The organism is Variovorax sp. ISS6 (assembly GCF_056523145.1).
Window position 1 is genome coordinate 1686241 of the sequence record NZ_JAWRZC010000001.1, and the last position, 21092, is coordinate 1707332.

The window sequence follows — 21092 nt, forward strand, 5'->3', positions numbered from 1 at the left end:
ATGCAAGTCGTCAAACCCCAGGCGCTGTGCCTGAGCACCCGACCGATCGAGTACCGCAAGCGCTTCGGCCTGTGCGTCACGGCCATGCTGCACGTGCCGTTCGCGCAGGCCGAGGGCGGCACGGTCTGGGGCGAGCAGTCGGCCTGGAACTTCATCGGCCGCGAGATGCCGGTACCGCTGGTCGACGAGGGCGTGGCCAAGCTCACGTCCGAGTTCCTGGTGCACGGCAAGGCCTTCGCACCGGCCGCGAACCCGCAGGCCTGCGCCGTGCGCGCCCGGCTCGGCGACCGCAGCAAGACCCTGCTGGTGTTCGGCGACCGCCGATGGGACGGCGCCCAGGCGACCCGGCCATCGGCCTTCGAGGCGATGCCCATCGACTGGGCACACGCCTATGGCGGTCCTTCGGTGCCGGCCAATCCCGAGGGCATCGGCGCGGCGGCCGAGAACGGCGTGCACCGGCTGCCCAACGTGGAGCGGCCCGACCAGCCGCTGCGCGATCCGGCGCAGGCCGTGGCGCCCGCGGGCTTCGGCCTGCGCGGGCCGATGCATCCGGAGCGCGCGCGCTTTCGCGGCACCTACGATGCGGACTACCTCAAGGAGCACGCGCCGGGCTTCGCCCCCGATCTCGACTGGCGCTACTTCAATCTCGCGCCCGAGGACCAGTGGTTCGACGCGCCGCTGCGGGGCGACGAGACCTTCCAGTTCGACCACATGCACCCGGACAAGCCCTCGATCGAGGGCCGGCTGCCCGGCCTGCGCGCGCGCGTGTTCGCCGACTACCGTGCCGCGGGGGCGGCCGAGCCGCGCCTGCGCGAAGTGCCGCTGCGGCTGACGACGGTCTGGTTCTTTCCGCATGCGGAGCGGGCGTTGCTGCTGTTCCAGGGACTGGCGGAGGTCGCCACCGACGACGGCTCCGACGTGCATGGGCTGCTCGGTGCGATCGAGCGGCTCGATGCAGCGCGCTCCGATGCCCACTACCTCGATGCGCTCGCGCGCCGCGCCGATCCGCGCTGGGGCGGGGTCGAGAGCCTGGACGACGGCGACCTGCTGCCCGAGGGCATCGACGCCAGCGACCCCGAGGCCGAACGCGCCGCCGAGGCCTTCGCGAGCCAGGGCCTGCAGGCGCAGGCGCAGTACCGCCGCGCCGAGATCGACGTGGCGCTGGCGCGCGAGGAACTGCGTGCCAGCGGCCGCGATCCCGACGCGCTGGGCGTCGTCATGCCCCCGCGCGAGCAGCCGCCCGCGCCCGCGCAGCGCGTGGCCTACCTCAAGAAGAAGACGCTCGAGGCCGAGCAGCAGAAGCTGGCGGCCATCGACGACGCGCTCGATGCGCTCGAGAAGGCCGTGGCCACGCACAAGGCGAACAAGGCGATGAAGCCGCTGGAACATCGCGGCCCGCCGGTCTTCAATGCCGACGTGGCGCTGGAGCGCCTGAAGGCCGCGAACGCCGGCGCCACCGGCGGCTTCGACCTCGCGGCCACGCATGCCCAGTTGCTGCGACAGGAGGCGATGGAGCGGATCGGCTACCTGCAGGGTGCGCACGAACAGCTGGCCGCGCCCGCGATGCAGGCCGCGCAGGCCGCGACCTTGAAGGAGGGCATGCGGCAGGCGCTGGCCGGCGGCTTGCGCTTCTTCGTCGGCATGGACTTCACGGGCGCCGATTTCTCTGGACTCGACCTGCGCGACGTCAACTTCACCGGCGCCTGGCTCGAGGCCGTGGACTTCAGGCAGGCCAATGTCTCGGGCGCGAACTTCTCGGCCGCCGTGTTGGCCCATGCCTGCCTCGAGGGCGCGATCGGCATCAAGGCCACGCTGCGCACCGCGAACCTGGGGCGCTCGCGCTGGAAGGGGGCGGTGTTCGACGAAGCCGACTTCACCGACGCCCAGCTCTCGCATGCCGACCTCGGCGGGGCGTCCCTGCGCCGCGCGCGGATCCAGGGCGCGATGCTGATCGGCACCCGCTGGGAGGGCGCCGATGCGCATGGGCTGCAGGCGACCGAGCAGCTGTTCTACCGGCTGTCGCTCAAGGGCCTGTCGTTCGCCGAGGCCGCGCTCGCGGCCTGCCAGTTCGTCGAATGCGAGCTCGCGGGGGCCGACTTTCGCGAGGCCGACCTGACCCAGGCCAACCTCGTGTCCTGTGCGCTGGACGGCGCCAGGTTCGGCGGCGCGCAGGGCAAGGGCATGGTGTTCGCCCGGAACTGCAGCCTGGTCGAGGCCGATTTCTCGGGGGCCCGGATGCAGGGGGTCAATTTCGGCGCGGCCGACATGTCGCGCGCGCGCCTGGTGGGCAGCGTGCTGGACGGCGCCAACCTGTGCGAGGCTGGCCTGTCCGACAGCGATTGGCGGCTGGCCAGCGCCAAGGGCGCGCTGCTGCGCCGTACCGTGCTGCGGCGCGCCCGGCTGGCCGGCGTGAACTTCAGCGAGGCGATCCTGCAGCATGCCGACCTGCGCGGCTGCGACCTGCGCAACAGCAACCTGTTCGCGGCGGACCTGTCGCGCGCGCGGCTCGACGGCGACGTGCGCCTCGACGGTGCGCTGCTCAAGCGCGCGCGCACCTGGCCGCGGCTCACGCCCGAGCAACAGGCGGCCGCATGAGGAGCGCGACGCCATGAATGCCACCACGCTCGCGCTGGCCGTGCTGCTCGGCGAATCGATCCCCGGCCTGGACCTGTCGGGCGGGCACTACGCGCAGGCGCAACTGGCCGGGGGCCTGTTCGACCGCGTCGATTTCTCCAAGGCCGACCTGCGCGGCGCCGACCTGCGCGAGGCGGTGTTCAACCAGTGCGACCTGCGCGGCGCGCTGCTGGGCGGCGCGCGGCTGCAGCGCGCCGTGTTCAGCCAGTGCCGCATGGACCACGTCGACCTGAGCGCGGCCGCGCTGCATGCGGCCGTGCTGAGCGAATGCCAGGCGCCGCATGCCGATCTGCGCGAGGCCGACCTCAGCATGCTCGCCTGCACCAAGACCCGGCTCGACCATGCCACGCTGCGCGGCGCGCTGCTCGATGCCTGCGTGCTGAGCGACAGCAGCCTGCTCGACCTCGGTGCGGAGTCGACGCGCTGGGTGCATGCGACCGTGGCCGGCTGCGACCTGCGCCACGCGGCATGGCGCGGCGCCAGCATGTTGCGCGTGGCCTTCTCGACCACCCGGCTCGCGGGGCTGTCCTTCGACGGCGTGACGCTCGAGGGCTGCCAGTTCGCGGGCGCCGACCTGCGCGGCGCGCAGTTCAGCGGGGCGCCGCTGCGCCAGTGCAATTTCCAGGGCGCCAAGCTCGACGAGGCCCGCTTCGACCGCATCGACGCGCCGCTGGCCCTGTTCTGCGAGGCCGAGGGCGCCGGCGTCGATTTCTCCGATGCGACCTTGACGCAGGCGCTGTTCACCGGCGCCAGGCTGCCGCAGGCGAAGTTCGGCGGCGCGCGCCTGCATCAGGCCCATTTCGCCGGCGCCGTGCTCGATGGCGCGCACTTCGCGGGCGCCGACCTCGGCTATGCCGACCTGCGCCACGCGCGCCTGCACCGCGCCGACCTGCGCGGCGCGACCCTCGTGCGCGCCTGCCTGCACCGCGCCATGACCGAGGAGGCGCAGATCGACGATCGCGCCCGCGCGCTCGAGACCGACCCCCAGCTGGCGCAGTCCGAGGACTGGCGCCCGGTGCCGGTCTGACCGGCGGCCGGCACCGGCTTTCTCCCTTTCCACCGATTTCCCCGCAACGGAACTCCCGCCATGAAGACCACCGCCCACCACTCCGCGCGCCGCCGCACGGCCGCCGCGCGCGGCACCCGACCGACCGAGACCGAGACCGAGACGCCGTCGCCGGCCGCGCTCCCCGAGCGCTGCTGGACCGCGTTGCTGGAGGCCGGGCCCGATGGCGCGCCGTGCATCCGCGAGGGCGGAACGCTCCGGCCGGTGCGCGCCGCCGCGGGCTGCCTGCTGGTGCCGATGGCCGGCGACACCGTGCTGTGCTTCGGTGCGGCCACCGGCGAGCGCTGGGTGCTCTCGGTGCTCGAGCGCGGCGCGGGCGCGCGGGAGCGGGTGCTGCGCTGCGAGGGCGACACGCGGCTCGTGGTCGAAGGTGGCCGGCTCGCCCTGGAGGCCGAGCGGCTGCAACTGGGCGCGGACCACCTGGCGCTGCGAGCGAAGACCGCCGCGGTTTCGCTCGACGCGACGGAGTTCGTCGGCGAGCGCGTGCGCATGGTGGCGAGCACCTTCAAGCTCGTGGGCAGCGTGCTGAGCACGGTGATGGACCGTGTCAACCACTTCAGCCAGCACTACCTGCGCACGACCAAGGGGCTGGACCGCGTGCACGCGGCCCACATCGAGCGCGATGCGTCCGAGCTGCTGCACCTGCGCGGCGAGCACGCGCTGATCAATGGTGCCAAGCTCGTGAAGACGCGCGGCGCGCAGATCCACTTCGGCTGAAGCGCCATGTTCGCCAACTGCCAGCTGATGGGCATGGACATGGGCTTCCCCGATGTCTGCATCACGCCCGCCGCGCCGTCGCCGATCCCGGTGCCGTATCCCAACATCGCGATGGGCCCGATGGCCATTCCGAACTGCCCGACGATCCTGTTCATGGGCATGCCGGCCCACAACCTCGGAACCACCATTCCCATGACCAACGGCGACAACGCGGGCGTGCTGCTGGGCGTGGCGTCGGGCACGGTCATGGGGCCCAGCCGCCATCTGACGGGGGCCTTCACGGTGCTCCTCAACAGCATGCCGGCCACGCGGCTGACCAGCAGCTCGCTGCAGAACAGCACCAACTGCCCGGGCGTGCGCACGGTGCCGAGCCAGACGCTGGTGCTGCTGCTGGCGCCCTGAGCGCCGCGGCGGGAACGGCCTATCTCTTAAGGCGAGATTGCCAAGGCGTCTTGCGGAATGAATACTCCTCGCGAGATTCTTCGCGTGCTCGTGCGCAGTTGTATGGGCGTCGCCCTGGGGGCCGGTTCATGATCCAGATCACTGTTGTCACCCGTCAAGGCGTCCCGGCGGGACCGTCGCTGTCGGCGGACTTCGGCCCCAATGGCGGCACCATCGGCCGCGCCGACACCAACACGCTGGTGCTCGACGATCCCGACCGCACGGTTTCGCGCGTGCACGCGCAGGTGCTGTGCCGCGACGGCCGGTACTTCGTGATCGACCGCGGCAGCAACCCCATGCAGTGCAACGGCGTGTCGCTGGGCGCGGGCAAGGAGGCGGCGCTCGCCGATGGCGCGCGGCTGGTGGTCGGCAGCTTCGAGCTCGTGGTGCGCGCGCAGGCGGCCGCGAGCGCGCCGGTGCCGGCCGCGGCGCCGCTCGCGATTCCCGAGACGATCATGGGCCTGTCGGGCGCGAAACCCGCGGCGGCCGCGAGCGACGATCCCTTCGCCGACCTGCTCGCTGGCCTCGCGCCGCCGGCGGCACCGGCCGCGTCGCCCGCGCCTTCCCCGGCCGCGCCGGCCGCCGCGGATCCGCTGCTCTTTCCCGATCCGATGGCCACCGGTTCGCGCAACGCGCAGGCCGCGCAAATCGATCCCTTCGCCAACCTGCTCGGCCCCGACCCGTCGTCGGCGCCCGCGGCCGGCCTCGGCGCGCTCGACGACTTCTCCGACCTGGGCCGGCCGCCCGCGCACGGCAAGGCCGCGAGCATCGACGACCTGTTCGGCGGTGCGCCGGGCACCGGAGGCATCGGCGGCGATCCGCTGGCGCTGTCGCCGCTGGCCGATCCGCTGTTGCAGCCCAACACCGCCGCCGATGCCGATCCGCTCGCCGCGCTGCAGCGCGCGGCGCCGTCCACGCCGCTGCCGCGGCCGGACCACCTGCCGATCGAGCAGTTCGGCTTCACGCCGCCGCGGGCCGTCACGGCGCCGCCCGCGCCCGCGCTGGCACCGCCGCCGCCGGCCGCGCCGCCACGCCCGGTGCCCGTGGCCGAGCTGCCGGCCTTCGACGACATGACCGGCCTGCCGATCCGCATCAGCGGACCCGACACGCCGGCGCGCGAAGCGCCGCCGCTGCCGCCGCCGCCCGCGCCGCCCTTCGCGTCCCAGGCCGCGGCGCCGGCCGCGCGCAGCGCGAGCGACGACGAGCTGCTGGCCGCGTTCCTGCGCGGCCTCGGCGGCACGCACCAGCCGCCCGAGATGCTCACGCCGGGGCTGATGGAGCGCATCGGCGCGATGCTGCGCAGCGCCACCGAGGGCACGCTGCAGCTGCTGCTCACGCGCCAGGAGTTCAAGCGCGAGGTGCGCGCCGAGGTCACGATGATCGCGGCGCAGGCCAACAACCCGCTGAAGTTCTCGCCCACGGTCGAGGTCGCGCTCGCGCACCTGCTGGGGCCGGGCGTGCGCGGCTTCATGCCGGCCGAGGCCGCGATGCGCGATGCCTTCGACGACCTGCGCGCGCACCAGTTCGGCGTGATGGTCGGCATGCGCGCGGCGCTGGCGCACGTCATCGCGCGCTTCGAGCCCGACGAGCTCGAGAAGAAGATCAGTTCGAAGTCGGCGCTCGACGCGCTGTTCTCGGCCAACCGCAAGGCCAAGCTGTGGGACCAGTTCGTGGCGCTGTACGGCGGCATCGCGACCGAGGCCGAGGACGACTTCCACAACCTGTTCGGCAAGGCCTTCCTCGAGGCCTACGAGGCCCAGATGGCGCGCCTGAAGTCCGACGCCTGAGGCGCGCCTTCGCACCCGACGACACCCGATCCCACGACAAGAACGCCCGACGCGAGGAGCCCGCTTGGAAATCGAAATCGTCACGCTGTCCCGCCAGGGCGGCCGCAGCTACAACGAAGACGTTCATGGCCACTGGCACGACGATCGCCACGTCGCCTGCCTGGTGGCCGACGGCGCCGGCGGCCATGGCGGCGGCGACGTGGCGGCGGCCACGGTGCGCGCGAGCGTGCTCGGTGCCTTCTCGGCCGGGCCCAGCCTCGACGAGGGTGTGCTGCGCGGCCTGATCGAACAGGCCAACCGCGACGTGGTGGCGCGCCAGGCCGAGGGCGGCACGCTCGCGGGCATGCGCTCCACCGTGGTGTTCGCGGCCATCGACCTCGAGGCCCATGCACTGGCCTGGGTGCACAGCGGCGACAGCCGGGCCTACCTGTTCCGCGGCGGCGCGATCGTCGCGCGCACCACCGACCACAGCCTGGTGCAGCAGATGGTGGCCGGCGGCATGCTCGACGAGGAGGGCGCGCGCCTGCATCCGCAGCGCAACATGCTGCTGTCGGCGCTGGGTTCGCTCGAGGAAGCACCCGACATCGCGGTGTCGGACCGCATGCGGCTCCTGCCGGGCGACGTGCTGCTGCTGTGCAGCGACGGCGTGTGGGAACCGCTGGGCGACGAGTGCCTGGTCGAGACCCTGCATGCCTCGCGCACGCCGAGCCAGTGGACCGAGCAGCTCGACGGCCAGATCAAGGCGCGCGCCAAGCCCGGCCACGACAACTACACGGCGCTCACGCTGTGGGTCATCGCCGATCCCGAGGACGACGAGGCCACGCGTCTGATGCCCGAACTGCTGCCGGCGCAGGGGCCGGCAGCGGGTTCCCGGGACGACGGCTAGAAGCCGTAGTCGAACCAGCTCTGCGGCAGGATGAATTCCCAGTACTCCTTGAACAGGGTCTCGGGAATGCCGTTCTTCTTGGGGCTGTTGCTGCGCGCGTAGTTGAGGGCGCGGATGTAGGCCGCGCGGTCGTTGGCGTCGAAGGCATCCTCGAGCATCGAGGCGCCGGTCATGAACAGCGGCTTGTACTGCACGTGCCGCCCGACCTGCGCCGACAGGCAGCCGTCGAGCCGCAGGCCCTTGACCTCGGTGAGGTACTGGAAGTACTGGCAGTGCACGCCGAGCGAGAACTCGCGGTCGCCGAGCATTTCCTTGGCGAGCCGGTGGTAGTCGGTCTCGACGCCGGCCCACTCGTAGAAGTCCTTCTTCTCGGGATTCTTCACCTCGAGCTGGCCGAAGCCAACGCCCAGGCCGCTCGGCGTCTCGGCCTGCTGGATGTTGCAAAAGCCCGTCTCCTCGAAGCAGATCACGGCGATCATGAAGTAGGAGACCGGGTGTTCCCCGGGATGCACGCGCTGCAGCGTGCTCCAGAACGTGGGGAAGTCGTAGGCCGCGACCTGGTTCCAGGCGAACGGCGTCTTGCTGACGTGCATGGGGTACTCGCTTTCCTGAAATGAAAAACGGCGGCCGGGAAACGAATCCGCGGCCGCCGCCTGGGGAGAGGAGGAGAGGAGCTTGCGCTCAGACCTTCTTGTTGGCGGCGATGTCCCAGCCGGTTTCCTTGGTGCCGTCGCCCGAGCCGTCGGCCTTCTGCGGGGTGTATTCGTACTTGAACTTCGAGAAGTTCAGCGTGATGGTCTCGGTCAGGCGGTCCTCGCCGCCGCTGCCGCCGGTGCTGATGTGGGTCACCAGGATGTCGTCCATCGACAGCTTGATGTACTCGAGCGGAGTGGCGCCGGCCTTGCGCACCGTGAGCACGCCCTTCTTGATGTGGGCGCCGTTGCAGCAATCGAGAAGCAGCAGGTGCGAGGACGAGTCGACGTACTTGGTGATCGACAGATCCTGCACGCTGACCTTGCCGGCGCCCGAGCCGCCACCGACGTGGCCGGTGCCCGACTGTGCGGCACCCCAGCTCCACGACAGCACGTCGATTTCCTTCTTGTGCGAATCGTCCTTGGATTCGCCGTCGACGCCTTCGAGCTTCAAAAACATGTCTGCAGCCATGATGCTTACCTTTCAGTTGTGTGAGAGTCGGAAAAAAGGGCTTCCGTGCGGTGCCTAAGCGTTGGTGCCCGGGAGCTGTCTTGAGAACGAGCGAGCGGCGTTTTTTTCAAAAGGCCGCGCACCCGTTTTTTTCTTACTTGCCGCCCTTGGCGGACGGCAGCTTCGACACCAGCCGCAGCGAGACCGTGAGGCCCTCGAGCTGGTAGTGCGGGCGCAGGAAGAACTTCGAGCTGTAGTAGCCCGGGTTGCCCTCGACTTCCTCGACGACCACCTCGGCGGCCGCCAGCGGCTTGCGCGCCTTGGTCTCCTCGGAGGAGTTGACCGGGTCGCCGTCGACGTAGTTCATGATCCATTTGTTGAGCCAGCGCTCCATGTCGCTCTTCTCCTTGAAGCTGCCGACCTTGTCGCGCACGATGCACTTGAGGTAGTGCGCGAAGCGGTTGCAGGCGAACAGGTAGGGCAGGCGCGCGGCCAGGTTGGCGTTGGCGGTGGCGTCGGGGTCGTCGTATTCGGCCGGCTTGTGCAGCGACTGGGCGCCGATGAAGGCCGCGAAGTCGGAGTTCTTGCGGTGGATCAGCGACAGCAGGCCGGCCTTCGAGAGCTCGGCCTCGCGCCGGTCGCTGATCGCGATCTCGGTCGGGCATTTCTGGTCCACGCCGCCGTCGTCGCTCGGGAAGGTGTGCAGCGGCAGGTTCTCGACCGCGCCGCCCGACTCGATGCCGCGGATGCGCGAACCCCAGCCGTAGAGCTTGTACGAGCGGTTGATGTTGGTGGCCATCGCATAGGCCGCGTTGGCCCAGGCGTACTTGCCGTGATCGGCACCGGCGGTGTCTTCCTCGAAGTCGAACTCCTCCACCGGGTTGGTGTTGGCGCCGTAGGGCGTGCGCGCCAGGAAGCGCGGCATGCACAGGCCCAGGTACTTCGCGTCGTCCGAGTCGCGCAGCGAGCGCCAGCCGGCGTATTCGGGCGTGAGGAAGATCTTGGTGAGGTCGCGTGGATTGGCGAGCTCCTGCCACGACTCCATCTGCATCAGGTTCGGGCTCGCGCCCGTGATGAAGGGCGCGTGGGCCGAAGCGGCGATCTTGGCCATCTCGCCGAGCAGCTCGACGTCGGGCGGGCTCTGGTCGAAGTGGTAGTCGCCCACCAGCGCGCCGAAGGGCTCGCCGCCGAACTGGCCGTACTCCTGCTCGTAGATCTTCTTGAACATCGGGCTCTGGTCCCAGGCCGCGCCCTTGAACTTCTTCAGCGTCTTGGCCAGCTCCTGCTTGGAGATGTCCATCACGCGGATCTTCAGGTGCTCGTCGGTCTCGGTGTTGTTCACCATGTAGTGCAGGCCGCGCCATGCACTCTCGAGCTTCTGGTAGTCGGGGTGGTGGATGATCTTGTTGACCTGCTCGGTGAGCTTGGCGTCGATCGCCGCGATCATCGACTGGATCGACTTGGTCACGTCCTTGCCGATGACCTCGGTGTTGGCCAGCGCCTGCTGGGCCAGGGTGAGCACGGCGGCTTCGACCGCGCTCTTGGCTTCGTCGCTGCGCGGCTTGAATTCCTTCTGCAGCAGCGACGAAAAGTCGCTGCCCGCGTACGCGACGTCTTTCAACGCGCTCTGTTCGAGTGCTTCGGCCATGGTGGGTTACTCCTCGTGAACCGGATGTGGATGGCGGGGTGTGGAAGGGGTCAGGCGGCCGGCGGGGTGGCGCCGTCCTCGGGCTTCTTGGTCGCGGCCAGCGACTGCAGCAGCGCCGGGTCCTCGAGCACCTTGGCCAGCAGCTCCTCGGCGCCGTTCTTGCCGTCCATGTAGGTGACGAGGTTCGACAGCTGGGTGCGCGCCTCGAGCAGCTTGTTGAGCGCGCCGACCTTGCGCGCCACGGCCGCGGGCGAGAAGTCCTCCATGTTCTCGAAGGTCAGCTCGACCTTGAGCTCGCCCTCGCCGGTCAGCGAGTTGTCGACCGCGAAGGCCGCGCGCGGCTTCATGGCCTTCATGCGCGAGTCGAAGTTGTCGACATCGAACTCGAGGAACTTGCGGTCGGCCACGGGCGCCAGCGGGTCGGCGGGCTTGCCCGACAGGTCGGCCAGCACGCCCATCACGAAGGGCAGCTGGATCTTCTTCTCGGCGCCGTAGAGTTCGACGTCGTATTCGATCTGCACCCGGGGCGCCCGGTTGCGGGCGATGAATTTCTGACTGCTCTTGGCCATGGCGATGCTCCTTGCGGGGGTGAAACGGGGTGGGTCGATCCAGGGATGGAAAGGGGAGGGGACGAGGAAGAAGAGGCGCGGCCTTATTCCGAAGCGCGGCGGCCGGTCACGTTCTCGATCGTGTCGAGCGCGTTCGGCGCGAGGTTGGCCATGATCTCGAGGAAGCTCACGCCGATCAGCTTCTTGGCGCGCTCGATCAAAAGCGGCGCGGGATTGCCGGGCTCGGTGGTCTCGAGGAAGCGGATCACGCGGTCGAGCATCTGCAGCGCGTCCTGGCGGGTCTGGATCTCGCCGCGCGCCGCCGCGGGACGCGCCCCGCCGCCGCCGCCCGCGGCGCCGTCGACGCCTTCCTCGGTGCCTGCCTCGCCGGCCTCCTCGGGCGCGCCGAGGGCGGCGCTGCAGGCTTTCTGCAGCGTGCGGGCGATACCGCGCAACGCGGCCAGGTCGATGGCGTCGGCGCGGCCGGTGCGTTCCACCAGCAACGCCTGCAATTGGTCGATCAGTGCCGGCGCGCCGATCGCGGCTTCGATGCGCTCGGGCTGCTCGGCCTGCAGCGCCTCGAGGCCGCCCTGGATCTGCGCCGTGGAGTAGGCGGGATCGCCGCTGGCGGCGAGCGCGCCGGTGGCCACCGCGATATCGCGCACGCGGATCGGGCCGACGCCCGGCGCCATGCCGACCTGGGCGTCGTAGAGGTCGCGCAGCACCATGCTTTCGTCGCTCAACGGCGCGAGCGCGTTCAGGCGCATCGTCGGGTCGTTGTCGTCGTCGGCATCGAGCATTGGATGTATGCCGTCCCAGAAGCGGTCGAGCAATCCGGTCAGCAGGCGCAGGCCGGCGACGAAGCCCGTCACGCCCTGCAAGCGCGTGGAGGCGCGCAGCAGCAGCACCGCCGCGCGCACGTCCTTGCTGCGGCGCAGGATCGCGTCGGACTGCTCGGCCACCTCCCGCCATTCCGGCTCCACCGCGGGAATGACGGTGTCGCCGAACTGCTGTTCGGGCTTGCCCTGCGACGCGGTCACGAGCGCGGTGAAGTCCGCGTCGTACTCGAGGTCGGCTCCGCTCGGCGCGCTGTCGCCGATCGGTGTGAGCAGTGCATCTGCGAGTTCGTTGGTGAGCATGTTGCCTGTTGAATGTGGCTGGTGATAATCAAAGATGCCTCTCAACCGGTCAATGCAACGAAGGGAATAGCATGCGAGCGCTCGGTACACACCATTCGTCCTATGGAGGCCTGTTGGCCACGGCTTCGCGCCGGCACGTGGCGGCCTTCGGCCTCGCTGCCGCGGGGCTCTTTCTCGCGGGCTGCGCGAGCAAGCCGCCACCCGAGGTGAAGACGCCGGTGTCCCTGACGCTGGTGGCGGGGCCCGATGCCAATCCCGACGCGCGCGGCCGCGCATCGCCGCTCACGGTGCGGGCCTACATCCTCAAGACGCCAGGCGCCTTCGAGGGCGCCGACTTCTTCTCGCTGTTCGAGAAGGACCAGGCCACGCTCGGCGCCGAGATGGTGCAGCGCGAGGAAGCGCTGCTGCGCCCCGGCGAGAGCCGCAAGTTCGATTTCGTGCTGCAGCCCGACGCCAAGACGATCGGCGTGATGGGCGCGTTCCGCGACCTCGACCGCGCGCGCTGGCGCGAGGTGCGGCCGCTCGAGGTCGGCAAGATCAACACCATCACCGTGACCTACGGCGCGCGCCAGATCCGCATCGACCAGAAGGCGGAGCCGACCAAGAAGGAATAGCCGTCGCGCACCGTGCGCGCGGGCGGCGTTCACATCGCTTCCAGTCCCGCGTCGCGGTCCTCCGGCGGCAGCCGCCCCGGCCGCGCGAGCGACTGGTCCGCCGGCAGGAAGCGATCGAACAGATCTGCGACGAAGGCCCCGTTGCCGCCCGACGTGCCGGCCGCCGCGCTCAGGTAGAGGCCGCGCCAGCGCAATCCCCTCGCTTCGCGCGCCTTGCGGCCATGGCTTTCGAACAGGGCCTCGGCCGCGAGCCGCAGGCCCGGCCGCAGCGAGCGCACCCCCTCCACGAATGCATGCACCGCGAGCCGGCCCGCCGCGCCGGGCTGCTCGCGCTGCAATCCCATGCGCAGCGCATGCAACCGGGTGGCGATCGGCTCGAACACCGCATCGAGCCTGGCGCCGCCGTCGGCCTCGGGTGCCGCGTTTTCCAGCGGCAGCCGGTGGCCCAATGCCTGCGCCAGCACCTCGGGCGGCAGCGCGCCGCGCAGCGCGCCATAGCCTTCGAGTCCTTCGAGGCCCGTGACCACGAGGTAGAACGGCAACTGCAGCCGCAGCGTGCGGCCGATCTCCTCGACCAGCCGGCGCAGCCGCGCGATGCGCATGCGGAAGGCGACCGCGTCGGCCGGGGCCTCGCGCAGCGCCTGCGCGCCGATGCAGGCCACGATGCCGTGCAGTGGAATGCGTTCGCGGCGCTCGGCCAGCGCGAGCAGCGACGCGAGCCACAGCGCGCGGGCCTGCGGCGCGTCGGCCACGTCCTCGAGCACGCGTGCGTCGATCTCGATGGCGGCCATCGCGCCGCCGGTCCACCAGCGCCAGCCGTCGCGCACCGGGCCGGCCGGTGCGTCGTCCGACGGGTCCGCATCGAGCGGCGACGCCGCGAGCAGCCCCGGCAGCCCGGCGGCCGCATCGCCGAGGAACAGCAGCCACGGCGCTCTCGGCGCCGTGCCGCCGCCGAAGTCCCCGTCGTCGGCGTTCTCGCCGGCGGCACGCGGGCGCGGCGCCAGCCGCAGCCGCTGCTGCGCGCGCGCCATCGCCTCGTGGAGGCGCTCGACGGCCTGCGCATCGGCCGCGCGCGCGGGCGGCCGCAAGGTGGCGATGCGCTGCTTCAGCGCACGCTGCCGCGCGCCGCGCCCGGCGTCGCGCACCACGGCGCAGAGCACCGCGAAGCCGAGCGCGCACAGCGCGAGCAGCGGCCAGAAGAGGTGGGCGGGCGGCAGGGTGTGCATGGCGGCGGCGCGGTCCTCAGCGCGCCTCGGTCTCGAGAAACACGAAGTCGGCGATCAGCCGCTCGCCGCCCTTGTTGGCCGCGAGCGCCTCGCGCAGCTGCAGCAGGTAGGCCGAGGCCAGTTCGAACGGGGGCCGGTCGGCGGTCTCGTGGAAAGGCATCGGCGAGGAGATCACGGTCACCAGCACGCTGCCGAAGGGCGGGCTCACGAGCCAGCTCGAGGGGATGTCGCGCCCGAGCTCCAGCTTCTCGCCGGCGCGCAGCCGGGTCGGCGCCTGGCCCGCGTTGAGGTGCATCACCGAGCCGTCGGCGGTGTAGTAGTCGACCCACAGCACGCTGTCGTGGCGCGGCGCCGTCACCTCCACGCGCACGGCGTCGCCCTCGCGCAGGCGGCCCTGCCGCGCGGAGGGCAGGGCCAGCCCGAGGCCGTAGGCCTTGTCGGCATTGCGCGCCTGGTAGGGCTTGAGGATCGCGAACACCTCGCAGTGCGGCCACACGCGCACGCCGAGCTCGAAGCGCGGCGCCTTCACGCCCGGCAGCCGGCCCACGTCGTGCTGCACGTTGGCGACGTCGGCCGGCAGCGAGACGAAGCCGCTGACCTTGAGCGCGCCCTCGGCATCGACCGTCACCGCGAGGTCGGCGCAGGCGTAGCTCTGGAGCTGCTGCTCGACGCGCTGCGCGAGGTCGGCCTCGGGCCGCGGCGCGCCGGCCAGCCAGGCCCACAGCAGGTAGAGCAGCGGCACCAGCAGCGCCAGCGCCGCGCTCGCGCGCAGCAGCGAGCGGTCGCGCCGCCGCATGTCGATCGGGGCGGGCGGATCGGGCTCGGCATAGGGCTGCGGCGTGATGCGCTGCTGCGCGAGGCTGCCGAGCGCGAGCGGCGCAAGCCGCAGCTGGCGCCCGTGCAGCTCCTTGAGCTTGCCGAGCTCGCCGCGGTCGCCGTGCTCGAAGTAGTACTGGCCCTTGAAGCCCAGCGCCAGCGCATGCCAGTAGACCTCGCGCACCTCGTCGTCGCGCGCGCCCAGCGCCGACAGGTGGTGGAAGAACTCGCTGTGGGCGTTGTTCGAGGCGAACAGCTGCACCTGCAGCGGCGCCGCGCCCCGGGCCGCGCCCGGGTGGCGCGCGAGGATCTCGTCGATCCAGGCGACCATCGCGAAGGCGGCCGATTCGAGTTGCGCGGGCGACAGCGGTGTCGCGTTCGCCCGCGCGCATGCGCGCGCCTCGTCGAGCAGAAGGCGGGCCTGGCGCTGCGCGGCGTCGTGGTCGAGCGTGGGGCGGTTCGCGGCGATCGCGGCATCGAGCGCGAGCCCGAACGAGACGAAGGCCGAATGGCAGTCGATCAGGCGGGCCATGAAGACACGCGCGCCGGCTCAGGCCGCGGCGAGCCGCCGCGCGAGAGCTGCCCTGCACCGGCGCCTGCTTCGTTGGCACATGCCCATGTCTCGCTTCCTTCGGGTTGGCGATCATTCTTCTCAGCGGCCCCGGGGCGCGCCATATCGCTTGGGGCCTATGCCGTTCGGGCAGCGCGCCAGCCTTGCTGCGCGGGGCATTCGCCGGTATCGTCGGCGGTCGCTGAGTCAATGCACGCTGGGGTTAAGCCATGAAAATTCTGATCGCCGACGACCACCGGCTCGTCATCGAGGCGGTCAAGGCCAAGTTGTCCGAGCTGGAGCCCGGCATCGAGTTCGTGCTGGTCATGAGCGTGGACGAGCTGCTGGCCGGTGCCACCGACGACCTCGACCTGGCATTGATCGACCTCAACATGCCCGGCGCCGACGGGCAGGCCCACATCGACGAGATCCGCCGCCGCCACCCGGCCGTGCCGGTGATCGTGCTGTCGGGCTACGAGGATCCGGCCATCATGCGCGCCGCCCTCGAGCGCGGCGTGCTCGGCTTCATTCCCAAGGCCTATTCGCCCGAGGTCATGCTGTCGGCCGTGCGGCTGGTGCTGGCCGGCGGCGTCTACGTGCCGCCGATGATGCTGACCGCGCTGCCGCCCGGCATCGTGGCCGGCGTGGCGCCGCAGCCCGGCGCCGACGCCGCGCGCGCGCCCGGTGCCCCGGCCGCCTCGCAGACGCTCGAGCACCTGCGCAACGTGCTGACCGAACGGCAGGTGGAGGTGCTGCAACTGCTGTCGCAGGGCAAGCCCAACAAGCTGATCGGCCGCAGCCTCGGCATCAGCGAGGGCACGGTCAAGATCCACCTCGCGGCGATCTTCCGCGCGCTCAACGTGCGCAACCGCACCGAGGCGGTGGTCGCGGCGCAGGCCTTGACCGAAGCGCAGGCCTGACACAGACCCGAGACCGTTCGGGCCGCCCCTCTCGTTTCAGCGCCGTTGCGCCGCCTGCGCCACCGCGCGCGGCACCTTCACCCGCATGTCGAGCAGCATCTGCCCCATGCCCTTGCCCAGCGGGTCCATGCGCATCGACGAGGGCCCGCCGCCGTCGAGCGCCCCGTGCAGCAGCAGGTTCATCGCCGCGATGCCCGGCAGGTGGAAGCGCTCGACCTTGCCCCGCACCAAGTGCGCGAAGTAGGCGCCCACCGCCTCGGGCGTGACGCGCGACCACAGCAGCGGCAGCCATTCGGGCCGGCGCGCCACCAGGCCGATGTTCGAGAGGTCGCCCTTGTCGCCGCTGCGGGCCCAGGCCAGGTCGATGAGCCGCAGTTCGACCTGTTCGCCGTCGTCGTCGGCGAAGGGCGGCGGTTCCGCCACCGGCGGCGCGGTGCCATCGCCCTCGCCGGACGGGACCGCCACCGCCCGCCGCTCGCCGTCGATCACGAAGGACACCGGCACCTGCGCCTTGGCGAGCAGGAAGGCGAAGGGCTTGACCAGCGGCGACACCGAGGGCCGGCCACCCCCGGGGCCGGTGGTGCCCGGCGACCACGAGGTGCCCGCGGGCGCGATCTCGCGCGCGAAGATCTCGAGCGCGGCCTTCTGCGGATGGTCGACCGCCACGCGCATCATCGCCTCGCGCACGCCATGGGTGCGCGCATGCGGGCCGTAGAGCGTCTCGGCGCCGATCGCCTCGATGTGGCTGCGCGTGAAGGGCGCGAGGCCCAGGCGCGCGAGGATGCCGCCGGTGCGCTCGAGGATCGCCTCGGCCGTGCGCCGTGCCTTGCGCTCGGCATCGATGCCCACGATCACCAGGCTGCCCGCGCAGCGGAAGCCGTCGAGCTGGGTGGCCGAGACCTTGTAGGCCGGCGTCGGCGCGCGGCCGCGCGCGGGGCTCACGCGCACGCGGTCGGGGCCCTCCTGCTCGATCGTCACGGCGCGGAAGTCGCAGCTCACGTCGGGCAGCAGGTAGGCGCCCGGGTCGCCGATCTCGTAGAGCAGCTGCTCGGCCACCGCGGCACGGATCACCTTGCCGCCCGTGCCCTCGGGCTTGGTCACGACGAAGCTGCCGTCGGCCTGGCATTCGACGATCGGGTAGCCGATGTTCGCCCAGTCGGGGATCTCTTCCCAGTCGGTGTGCAGGCCGCCCGTGGCCTGGCAGCCGCATTCGATGATGTGGCCCGCGAGGCTGCCCGAGGCCAGCCGGTCGAAGTCGCCGGGCTGCCAGCCGAACTCGTGCATCAGCGGGCCGAGCGTGACCGCGCTGTCGACGCAGCGACCCGTGATCACCACGTCGGCGCCCGCGGCCAGCGCGGCGGCGATGGGCAGCGCGCCCAGGTAGGCGTTGGCGCTCAGCACCTTCTCGGGCAGGGCCTCGCCCGTGAACATGTCGCGCGTGCCGGCGGCACGCAGTTCGGCCATGCGCGCGCCGAGGTCGTCGCCCTCGACCACCGCGATGCGCAGCGGCACGCCCTGGGCCTCGGCCAGCGCGCGCAGCGCGGCGGCGCAGCCCTGCGGATGGATGCCGCCCGCGTTGCTCACCACCTTGATGCCCTGGCGCTTGATCTCGGCGAGCACCGGCTTCATCGCGATCTCGACGAAGTCGGTGGCATAGCCCTGCTCGGGCTTCTTCGCGCGCGCCGCGGCCAGGATCGCCATCGTGGTCTCGGCCAGGTAGTCGAACACCAAGTAGTCGAGCCGGCCGTGCTGCACGAGCTGCGGCGCGGCCACCATGCTGTCGCCCCAGAAGCCCGAGGCGCCGCCGATGCGGACGGTCTTGGTCGGTGCGGCGGTGGATGAAGGCATGGCGGTCCTCGGGTGGCGGATGGAAGGGCCAGCTTAGCGAGGCGGCCGCGGCGCGGCTTGCGTCGAGTCGCTGCGCCTCGCGTCGCCGGGCGCAGCCTGTTGGCGCAAGACCCGACCGGCGCCCGCCGCTAGCCTCGTGCGCCAAGGAGACACCATGGAATTCCTCGACGCCCCACCGCTGCCCTTCTACTTCTCCGCCGAGCACGAAGCCTTCCGTGCCGGCCTGCGCGCCTTCGTGGCACGCGAGATCGCGCCCTTCGTGACCGAATGGGACGAGGCCGAGACCTTCCCGCGCGAGCTGTACCGGCGCGCGGCCGGGCTCGGCGTGCTGGGCCTGGGCTATCCCGAGGCGCTCGGCGGCACGCCGGCCGACCTGTTCCACCAGCTGATCGTGGCCGAGGAGTTCGCGCGCTGCGGCGCGGGCGGCGTGCAGGCCTCGCTGAACTCGCACAGCATCGCGCTGCCGCCGATCCTCAAGGCCGGCAGCGAGGAACTCAAGCAGCGCGTGATCCCGCCGGTGCTGGCCGGCGAGAAGATCGCCGCGCTCGCGATCACCGAGCCCGCGGGCGGCTCCGACGTCGCGGCGCTTCGGACCACCGCGGTGCGCGACGGCGACCACTACGTGGTCAACGGCGAGAAGACCTTCATCACCTCGGGCGTGCGTGCCGACTTCATCACCACCGCCGTGCGCACCGATCCCGCGAACAAGGGCGCGGGCGGCATCTCGCTGCTGGTGATCGAGGGCGACGCGCCGGGGCTCGCGCGCACCTCGCTCAAGAAGATGGGCTGGTGGAGCTCCGACACCGCGCACCTGCGCTTCGAGAACTGCCGCGTGCCCGCGCGCAACCTCGTGGGCACGGAGAACCAGGGCTTCAAGCTCGTGATGAACAACTTCAACGGCGAGCGCCTGCTGATGTCGGCCCTGGCCTGCGGCTTCGCCGAGGTCTGCCTCGAGGAAGCGGTGGACTGGGCGCGCCAGCGCGTGACCTTCGGCGTGCCGCTGGCCGAGCGCCAGGTGGTGCGCCACAAGCTCATGGACATGACCCTGCGCGTCGATGCCGCGCGCACCCTGGTCTACGACCTGGCCTACCGCATCGAGCACGGGCTGGCCGATCCGGCGAAACTCGTGGCGCGCGTGTGCCTCGCGAAGGTGCAGGCGACCCAGGCCATGCAGTTCTGCGCCGACCAGGCGGTGCAGTTGCTGGGCGGCATGGGCTTCATGCGCGGCACGCGCAGCGAACGCATCTACCGCGAGGTCAAGGTGATGATGATCGGCGGCGGATCGGAAGAGATCATGAAGGACCTGGCGGCCCGGCAGCTCGGGCTCTGAAGAACGAGAAGGACGACACCCACGATGAACGATTCGACGAACGGCCCCAACGCGGAGACCGCGCGCGACCTGCGCGACGAATACGCCGAGCTCGCCGCGCTGTGCGCCACGCTCACGCCCGAGCAGTGGCGCGCGCCCAGCGTGTTCTACGGCTGGTCGCCCTGGGACGAGATCGCCCACCTGTGCTTCTTCGACGAGACCTCGATGCTCGCGCTGAACGATCCCGATGCCTTCGTGCGCGATGCCGCGGCGCTCAATGCGCAGTTCGCGCAGGGCCGCGAGATCAGCTCGCTGGCACGTGAGAAGTACGGCTCGCTCGACGGCCCCGCGATGCTCGCGCTGTGGCGGCCGATCTCGATGCAGCTGGCCGACGCGCTCGCGGCGCTCGACCCGAAGGCGCGGCTGCCCTGGTACGGGCCGATGATGAGCGCGCGCTCGTTCGCGACCGCGCGGCTGATGGAGACCTGGGCCCATGGCCAGGACATCTGGGACCTGATGCGCCGGCGTCGGCCGGCCAGCGCACGGCTGCGCCACATCGCCCACATCGGCGCCACCACCTTCGGCTGGACCTTCGTCAACCGCCAGCTGCCGGTGCCCGAGCCCGCGCCCTTCATCGAGCTCGACGCGCCCGGCGGCCAGACCTGGCGCTGGGGCGATCCGGCCTCGGCGGAATCGGTGCGCGGCAATGCGCTCGACTTCTGCCTGGTCGTGACCCAGCGCCGCCACCTCGCCGACACCGCGCTGCGCTGCACGCCGGGCAGCGCCACGCAGTGGCTGTCGATCGCCCAGTGCTTCGCGGGGCCGCCGGCCGATCCGCCGGCGCCGGGCGTGCGCGCGGTGGCCTACGACGCTGCATGAAGGTGGGGCAGCCGCTGTCGCTGGCGCTGCGCGAGGCGATCGAACCGGCGCTCGCGCGGCTGCGCGCGGGCAGCGCCGAGGGCTGCCTGTCGGACCTGACGTTCTCGAACCTCTGGCTGTTCCGCGAGGCCCACGACTACCGCTACATCGGGCCCGAAGACGACGGCTGGCCGCGCATCTCGGGCCGCACCTACGACGGCACGCGCCACCTGGTCCCGCTGTTCGCGCTGCCGCAGGCGCCGCCCGAGGCGCTGGCCACGATGCTCGAGGACCACGACTGCTTCTACCCGCTGTCGCGGCGCGACATCGAAGGCCTGAGCGCCGACCGCTTCGCGCTGAGCGCCTCGCCCGACGACGCCGACTACCTCTACGACGCCAGCCGCTTCGCCGACTACGCCGGCCGCGCGCTGGCCTGGAAGCGCAGCCAGGTGCGGCAGCTGCTCGCGCAGTGCACGCCGCGCGCCGAGGCCTTCGGTCCCGCCTCGGCCGGCGCCGCGCTGCGCGTGCTCGAGGCCTGGATGGCACAGAAGGGCAAGGCCGCGGGCGAAGCCGACGAGGCGCCATGCCGCGCAGCCATCGCCGACGCGGCGGCGCTCGGGCTCGAAGGCTTCGTGCATTTCGCGCACGACGAGCCGCTGGGCTTCGTGCTCGCGCAGGAACTGCAGCCCGGCGTGTTCGCGATGCGCTTCGCCAAGGGGCTCGACAGCCACGCGGGCATCTACCCGCACATGTTCCAGCACTTCTGCCGGCAGTTCGAGGCCCGGTTCGGCCGGCCGGTGCGCTGGCTCAACTTCGAGCAGGACATGGGCATCGCGGGCTTCCGGCGCAGCAAGCGCTCGTACGCGCCGGCGGCGATGGTGCAGAAGTTCAGGGCACGGTTATTGCGCTGAGCCGGCGTGGCGGCGGGTATTCTTCCGCCGC

The 21092-nt window shown here is 71.4% G+C and carries 19 protein-coding genes; 11 read left to right on the forward strand and 8 right to left on the reverse strand.

Going from position 1 to position 21092, the window contains the following annotated elements; translation table 11 throughout:
* From AC1HIL_RS07765 to AC1HIL_RS07790, 6 genes are all read left to right on the forward strand, one after another.
* The gene (locus tag AC1HIL_RS07765) at positions 1–2595 is read left to right on the forward strand and encodes a DUF2169 family type VI secretion system accessory protein (protein WP_479671521.1); all 2595 of its coding nucleotides are present in this window, start codon (positions 1–3) and stop codon (positions 2593–2595) included.
* A gap of 13 nt (positions 2596–2608) precedes the next feature.
* Entirely contained in the window at positions 2609–3661 is a 1053-nt protein-coding gene (locus tag AC1HIL_RS07770; protein ID WP_057596839.1) for a pentapeptide repeat-containing protein, read from the forward strand.
* Between the two features lie 60 nt (positions 3662–3721).
* Positions 3722–4417, forward strand: a complete 696-nt coding sequence (locus AC1HIL_RS07775; protein WP_057596840.1) for a DUF3540 domain-containing protein — start codon at positions 3722–3724, stop codon at positions 4415–4417.
* 6 nt (positions 4418–4423) lie between these two features.
* Positions 4424–4819 carry a DUF4150 domain-containing protein gene (locus AC1HIL_RS07780; protein WP_057596841.1) on the forward strand — a complete coding sequence of 132 codons (396 nt, stop codon included), beginning with the start codon at positions 4424–4426 and terminating at the stop codon, positions 4817–4819.
* A gap of 128 nt (positions 4820–4947) precedes the next feature.
* A complete protein-coding gene (tagH, locus tag AC1HIL_RS07785) occupies positions 4948–6645 on the forward strand; it encodes a type VI secretion system-associated FHA domain protein TagH (protein WP_479671522.1) in 1698 nt (565 codons plus the stop codon).
* A gap of 64 nt (positions 6646–6709) precedes the next feature.
* On the forward strand, positions 6710–7531 hold the full coding sequence (locus AC1HIL_RS07790; RefSeq protein WP_479671523.1) for a PP2C family protein-serine/threonine phosphatase: 822 nt from the start codon (positions 6710–6712) through the stop codon (positions 7529–7531).
* Here AC1HIL_RS07790 and AC1HIL_RS07795 read toward each other — a convergent pair.
* From AC1HIL_RS07795 to tssA, 5 genes are all read right to left on the reverse strand, one after another.
* A complete protein-coding gene (locus AC1HIL_RS07795) occupies positions 7528–8124 on the reverse strand; it encodes a hypothetical protein (protein ID WP_261217092.1) in 597 nt (198 codons plus the stop codon). The genes AC1HIL_RS07790 and AC1HIL_RS07795 overlap by 4 nt on opposite strands.
* Positions 8125–8212: 88 nt before the next feature.
* Complete coding sequence (locus AC1HIL_RS07800; RefSeq protein ID WP_057596788.1) at positions 8213–8695, reverse strand: Hcp family type VI secretion system effector; 483 nt, start codon at positions 8693–8695, stop codon at positions 8213–8215.
* Positions 8696–8828: 133 nt separating this feature from the next.
* On the reverse strand, positions 8829–10322 hold the full coding sequence (tssC, locus tag AC1HIL_RS07805; protein ID WP_057596789.1) for a type VI secretion system contractile sheath large subunit: 1494 nt from the start codon (positions 10320–10322) through the stop codon (positions 8829–8831).
* 50 nt (positions 10323–10372) lie between these two features.
* Positions 10373–10891 carry a type VI secretion system contractile sheath small subunit gene (gene tssB, locus AC1HIL_RS07810; protein WP_057596790.1) on the reverse strand — a complete coding sequence of 173 codons (519 nt, stop codon included), beginning with the start codon at positions 10889–10891 and terminating at the stop codon, positions 10373–10375.
* 83 nt (positions 10892–10974) lie between these two features.
* Entirely contained in the window at positions 10975–12009 is a 1035-nt protein-coding gene (gene tssA / locus AC1HIL_RS07815; RefSeq protein ID WP_057596791.1) for a type VI secretion system protein TssA, read from the reverse strand.
* Between the two features lie 113 nt (positions 12010–12122).
* Here tssA and tssJ point away from each other — a divergent pair, with 113 nt between their 5' ends.
* Positions 12123–12623: a type VI secretion system lipoprotein TssJ gene (gene tssJ, locus AC1HIL_RS07820; protein WP_479671524.1), complete on the forward strand. Its 501-nt coding sequence runs from the start codon at positions 12123–12125 to the stop codon at positions 12621–12623.
* A gap of 29 nt (positions 12624–12652) precedes the next feature.
* On the opposite strand, the gene AC1HIL_RS07825 is transcribed toward tssJ, so the two are convergent.
* Both AC1HIL_RS07825 and AC1HIL_RS07830 read right to left on the reverse strand, forming a co-directional pair.
* On the reverse strand, positions 12653–13849 hold the full coding sequence (locus tag AC1HIL_RS07825) for a type VI secretion protein IcmF/TssM N-terminal domain-containing protein (RefSeq protein ID WP_422098167.1): 1197 nt from the start codon (positions 13847–13849) through the stop codon (positions 12653–12655).
* A 16-nt stretch (positions 13850–13865) separates the two neighbouring features.
* Positions 13866–15197 carry a DotU family type IV/VI secretion system protein gene (locus tag AC1HIL_RS07830; RefSeq protein WP_057596794.1) on the reverse strand — a complete coding sequence of 444 codons (1332 nt, stop codon included), beginning with the start codon at positions 15195–15197 and terminating at the stop codon, positions 13866–13868.
* A 248-nt stretch (positions 15198–15445) separates the two neighbouring features.
* Here AC1HIL_RS07830 and AC1HIL_RS07835 point away from each other — a divergent pair, with 248 nt between their 5' ends.
* Complete coding sequence (locus AC1HIL_RS07835) at positions 15446–16135, forward strand: response regulator transcription factor (RefSeq protein WP_057596795.1); 690 nt, start codon at positions 15446–15448, stop codon at positions 16133–16135.
* A gap of 36 nt (positions 16136–16171) precedes the next feature.
* On the opposite strand, the gene AC1HIL_RS07840 is transcribed toward AC1HIL_RS07835, so the two are convergent.
* Positions 16172–17983, reverse strand: a complete 1812-nt coding sequence (locus AC1HIL_RS07840; protein ID WP_479671525.1) for an acyclic terpene utilization AtuA family protein — start codon at positions 17981–17983, stop codon at positions 16172–16174.
* Between the two features lie 154 nt (positions 17984–18137).
* On the opposite strand from AC1HIL_RS07840, the gene AC1HIL_RS07845 reads away from it, so the two are divergent.
* The 3 genes from AC1HIL_RS07845 to AC1HIL_RS07855 are packed head-to-tail and all read left to right on the forward strand — an operon-like array spanning position 18138 to position 21061.
* The gene (locus AC1HIL_RS07845) at positions 18138–19313 is read left to right on the forward strand and encodes an acyl-CoA dehydrogenase family protein (RefSeq protein ID WP_479671526.1); all 1176 of its coding nucleotides are present in this window, start codon (positions 18138–18140) and stop codon (positions 19311–19313) included.
* Positions 19314–19337: 24 nt separating this feature from the next.
* Positions 19338–20171, forward strand: a complete 834-nt coding sequence (locus tag AC1HIL_RS07850; protein ID WP_479671527.1) for a TIGR03084 family metal-binding protein — start codon at positions 19338–19340, stop codon at positions 20169–20171.
* On the forward strand, positions 20168–21061 hold the full coding sequence (locus AC1HIL_RS07855; protein WP_479671528.1) for a phosphatidylglycerol lysyltransferase domain-containing protein: 894 nt from the start codon (positions 20168–20170) through the stop codon (positions 21059–21061). The genes AC1HIL_RS07850 and AC1HIL_RS07855 overlap by 4 nt, the downstream gene beginning before the upstream one ends.
* The last annotated feature ends 31 nt before the right edge of the window (positions 21062–21092 follow it).

Excerpts from the sequence above, each read along its gene's own strand:
- AC1HIL_RS07765 (WP_479671521.1), top strand. The coding sequence starts at position 1 with ATGCAAGTCGTCAAACCCCAGGCGCTGTGCCTGAGCACCCGACCGATC.
- AC1HIL_RS07770 (WP_057596839.1), top strand. The coding sequence starts at position 2,609 with ATGAATGCCACCACGCTCGCGCTGGCCGTGCTGCTCGGCGAATCGATC.
- AC1HIL_RS07775 (WP_057596840.1), top strand. The coding sequence starts at position 3,722 with ATGAAGACCACCGCCCACCACTCCGCGCGCCGCCGCACGGCCGCCGCG.
- AC1HIL_RS07780 (WP_057596841.1), top strand. The coding sequence starts at position 4,424 with ATGTTCGCCAACTGCCAGCTGATGGGCATGGACATGGGCTTCCCCGAT.
- tagH (WP_479671522.1), top strand. The coding sequence starts at position 4,948 with ATGATCCAGATCACTGTTGTCACCCGTCAAGGCGTCCCGGCGGGACCG.
- AC1HIL_RS07795 (WP_261217092.1), bottom strand. The coding sequence starts at position 8,124 with ATGCACGTCAGCAAGACGCCGTTCGCCTGGAACCAGGTCGCGGCCTAC.
- AC1HIL_RS07800 (WP_057596788.1), bottom strand. The coding sequence starts at position 8,695 with ATGGCTGCAGACATGTTTTTGAAGCTCGAAGGCGTCGACGGCGAATCC.
- tssC (WP_057596789.1), bottom strand. The coding sequence starts at position 10,322 with ATGGCCGAAGCACTCGAACAGAGCGCGTTGAAAGACGTCGCGTACGCG.
- tssB (WP_057596790.1), bottom strand. The coding sequence starts at position 10,891 with ATGGCCAAGAGCAGTCAGAAATTCATCGCCCGCAACCGGGCGCCCCGG.
- tssA (WP_057596791.1), bottom strand. The coding sequence starts at position 12,009 with ATGCTCACCAACGAACTCGCAGATGCACTGCTCACACCGATCGGCGAC.
- AC1HIL_RS07825 (WP_422098167.1), bottom strand. The coding sequence starts at position 13,849 with ATGCACACCCTGCCGCCCGCCCACCTCTTCTGGCCGCTGCTCGCGCTG.
- AC1HIL_RS07830 (WP_057596794.1), bottom strand. The coding sequence starts at position 15,197 with ATGGCCCGCCTGATCGACTGCCATTCGGCCTTCGTCTCGTTCGGGCTC.
- AC1HIL_RS07835 (WP_057596795.1), top strand. The coding sequence starts at position 15,446 with ATGAAAATTCTGATCGCCGACGACCACCGGCTCGTCATCGAGGCGGTC.
- AC1HIL_RS07840 (WP_479671525.1), bottom strand. The coding sequence starts at position 17,983 with ATGCCTTCATCCACCGCCGCACCGACCAAGACCGTCCGCATCGGCGGC.
- AC1HIL_RS07845 (WP_479671526.1), top strand. The coding sequence starts at position 18,138 with ATGGAATTCCTCGACGCCCCACCGCTGCCCTTCTACTTCTCCGCCGAG.
- AC1HIL_RS07850 (WP_479671527.1), top strand. The coding sequence starts at position 19,338 with ATGAACGATTCGACGAACGGCCCCAACGCGGAGACCGCGCGCGACCTG.
- AC1HIL_RS07855 (WP_479671528.1), top strand. The coding sequence starts at position 20,168 with ATGAAGGTGGGGCAGCCGCTGTCGCTGGCGCTGCGCGAGGCGATCGAA.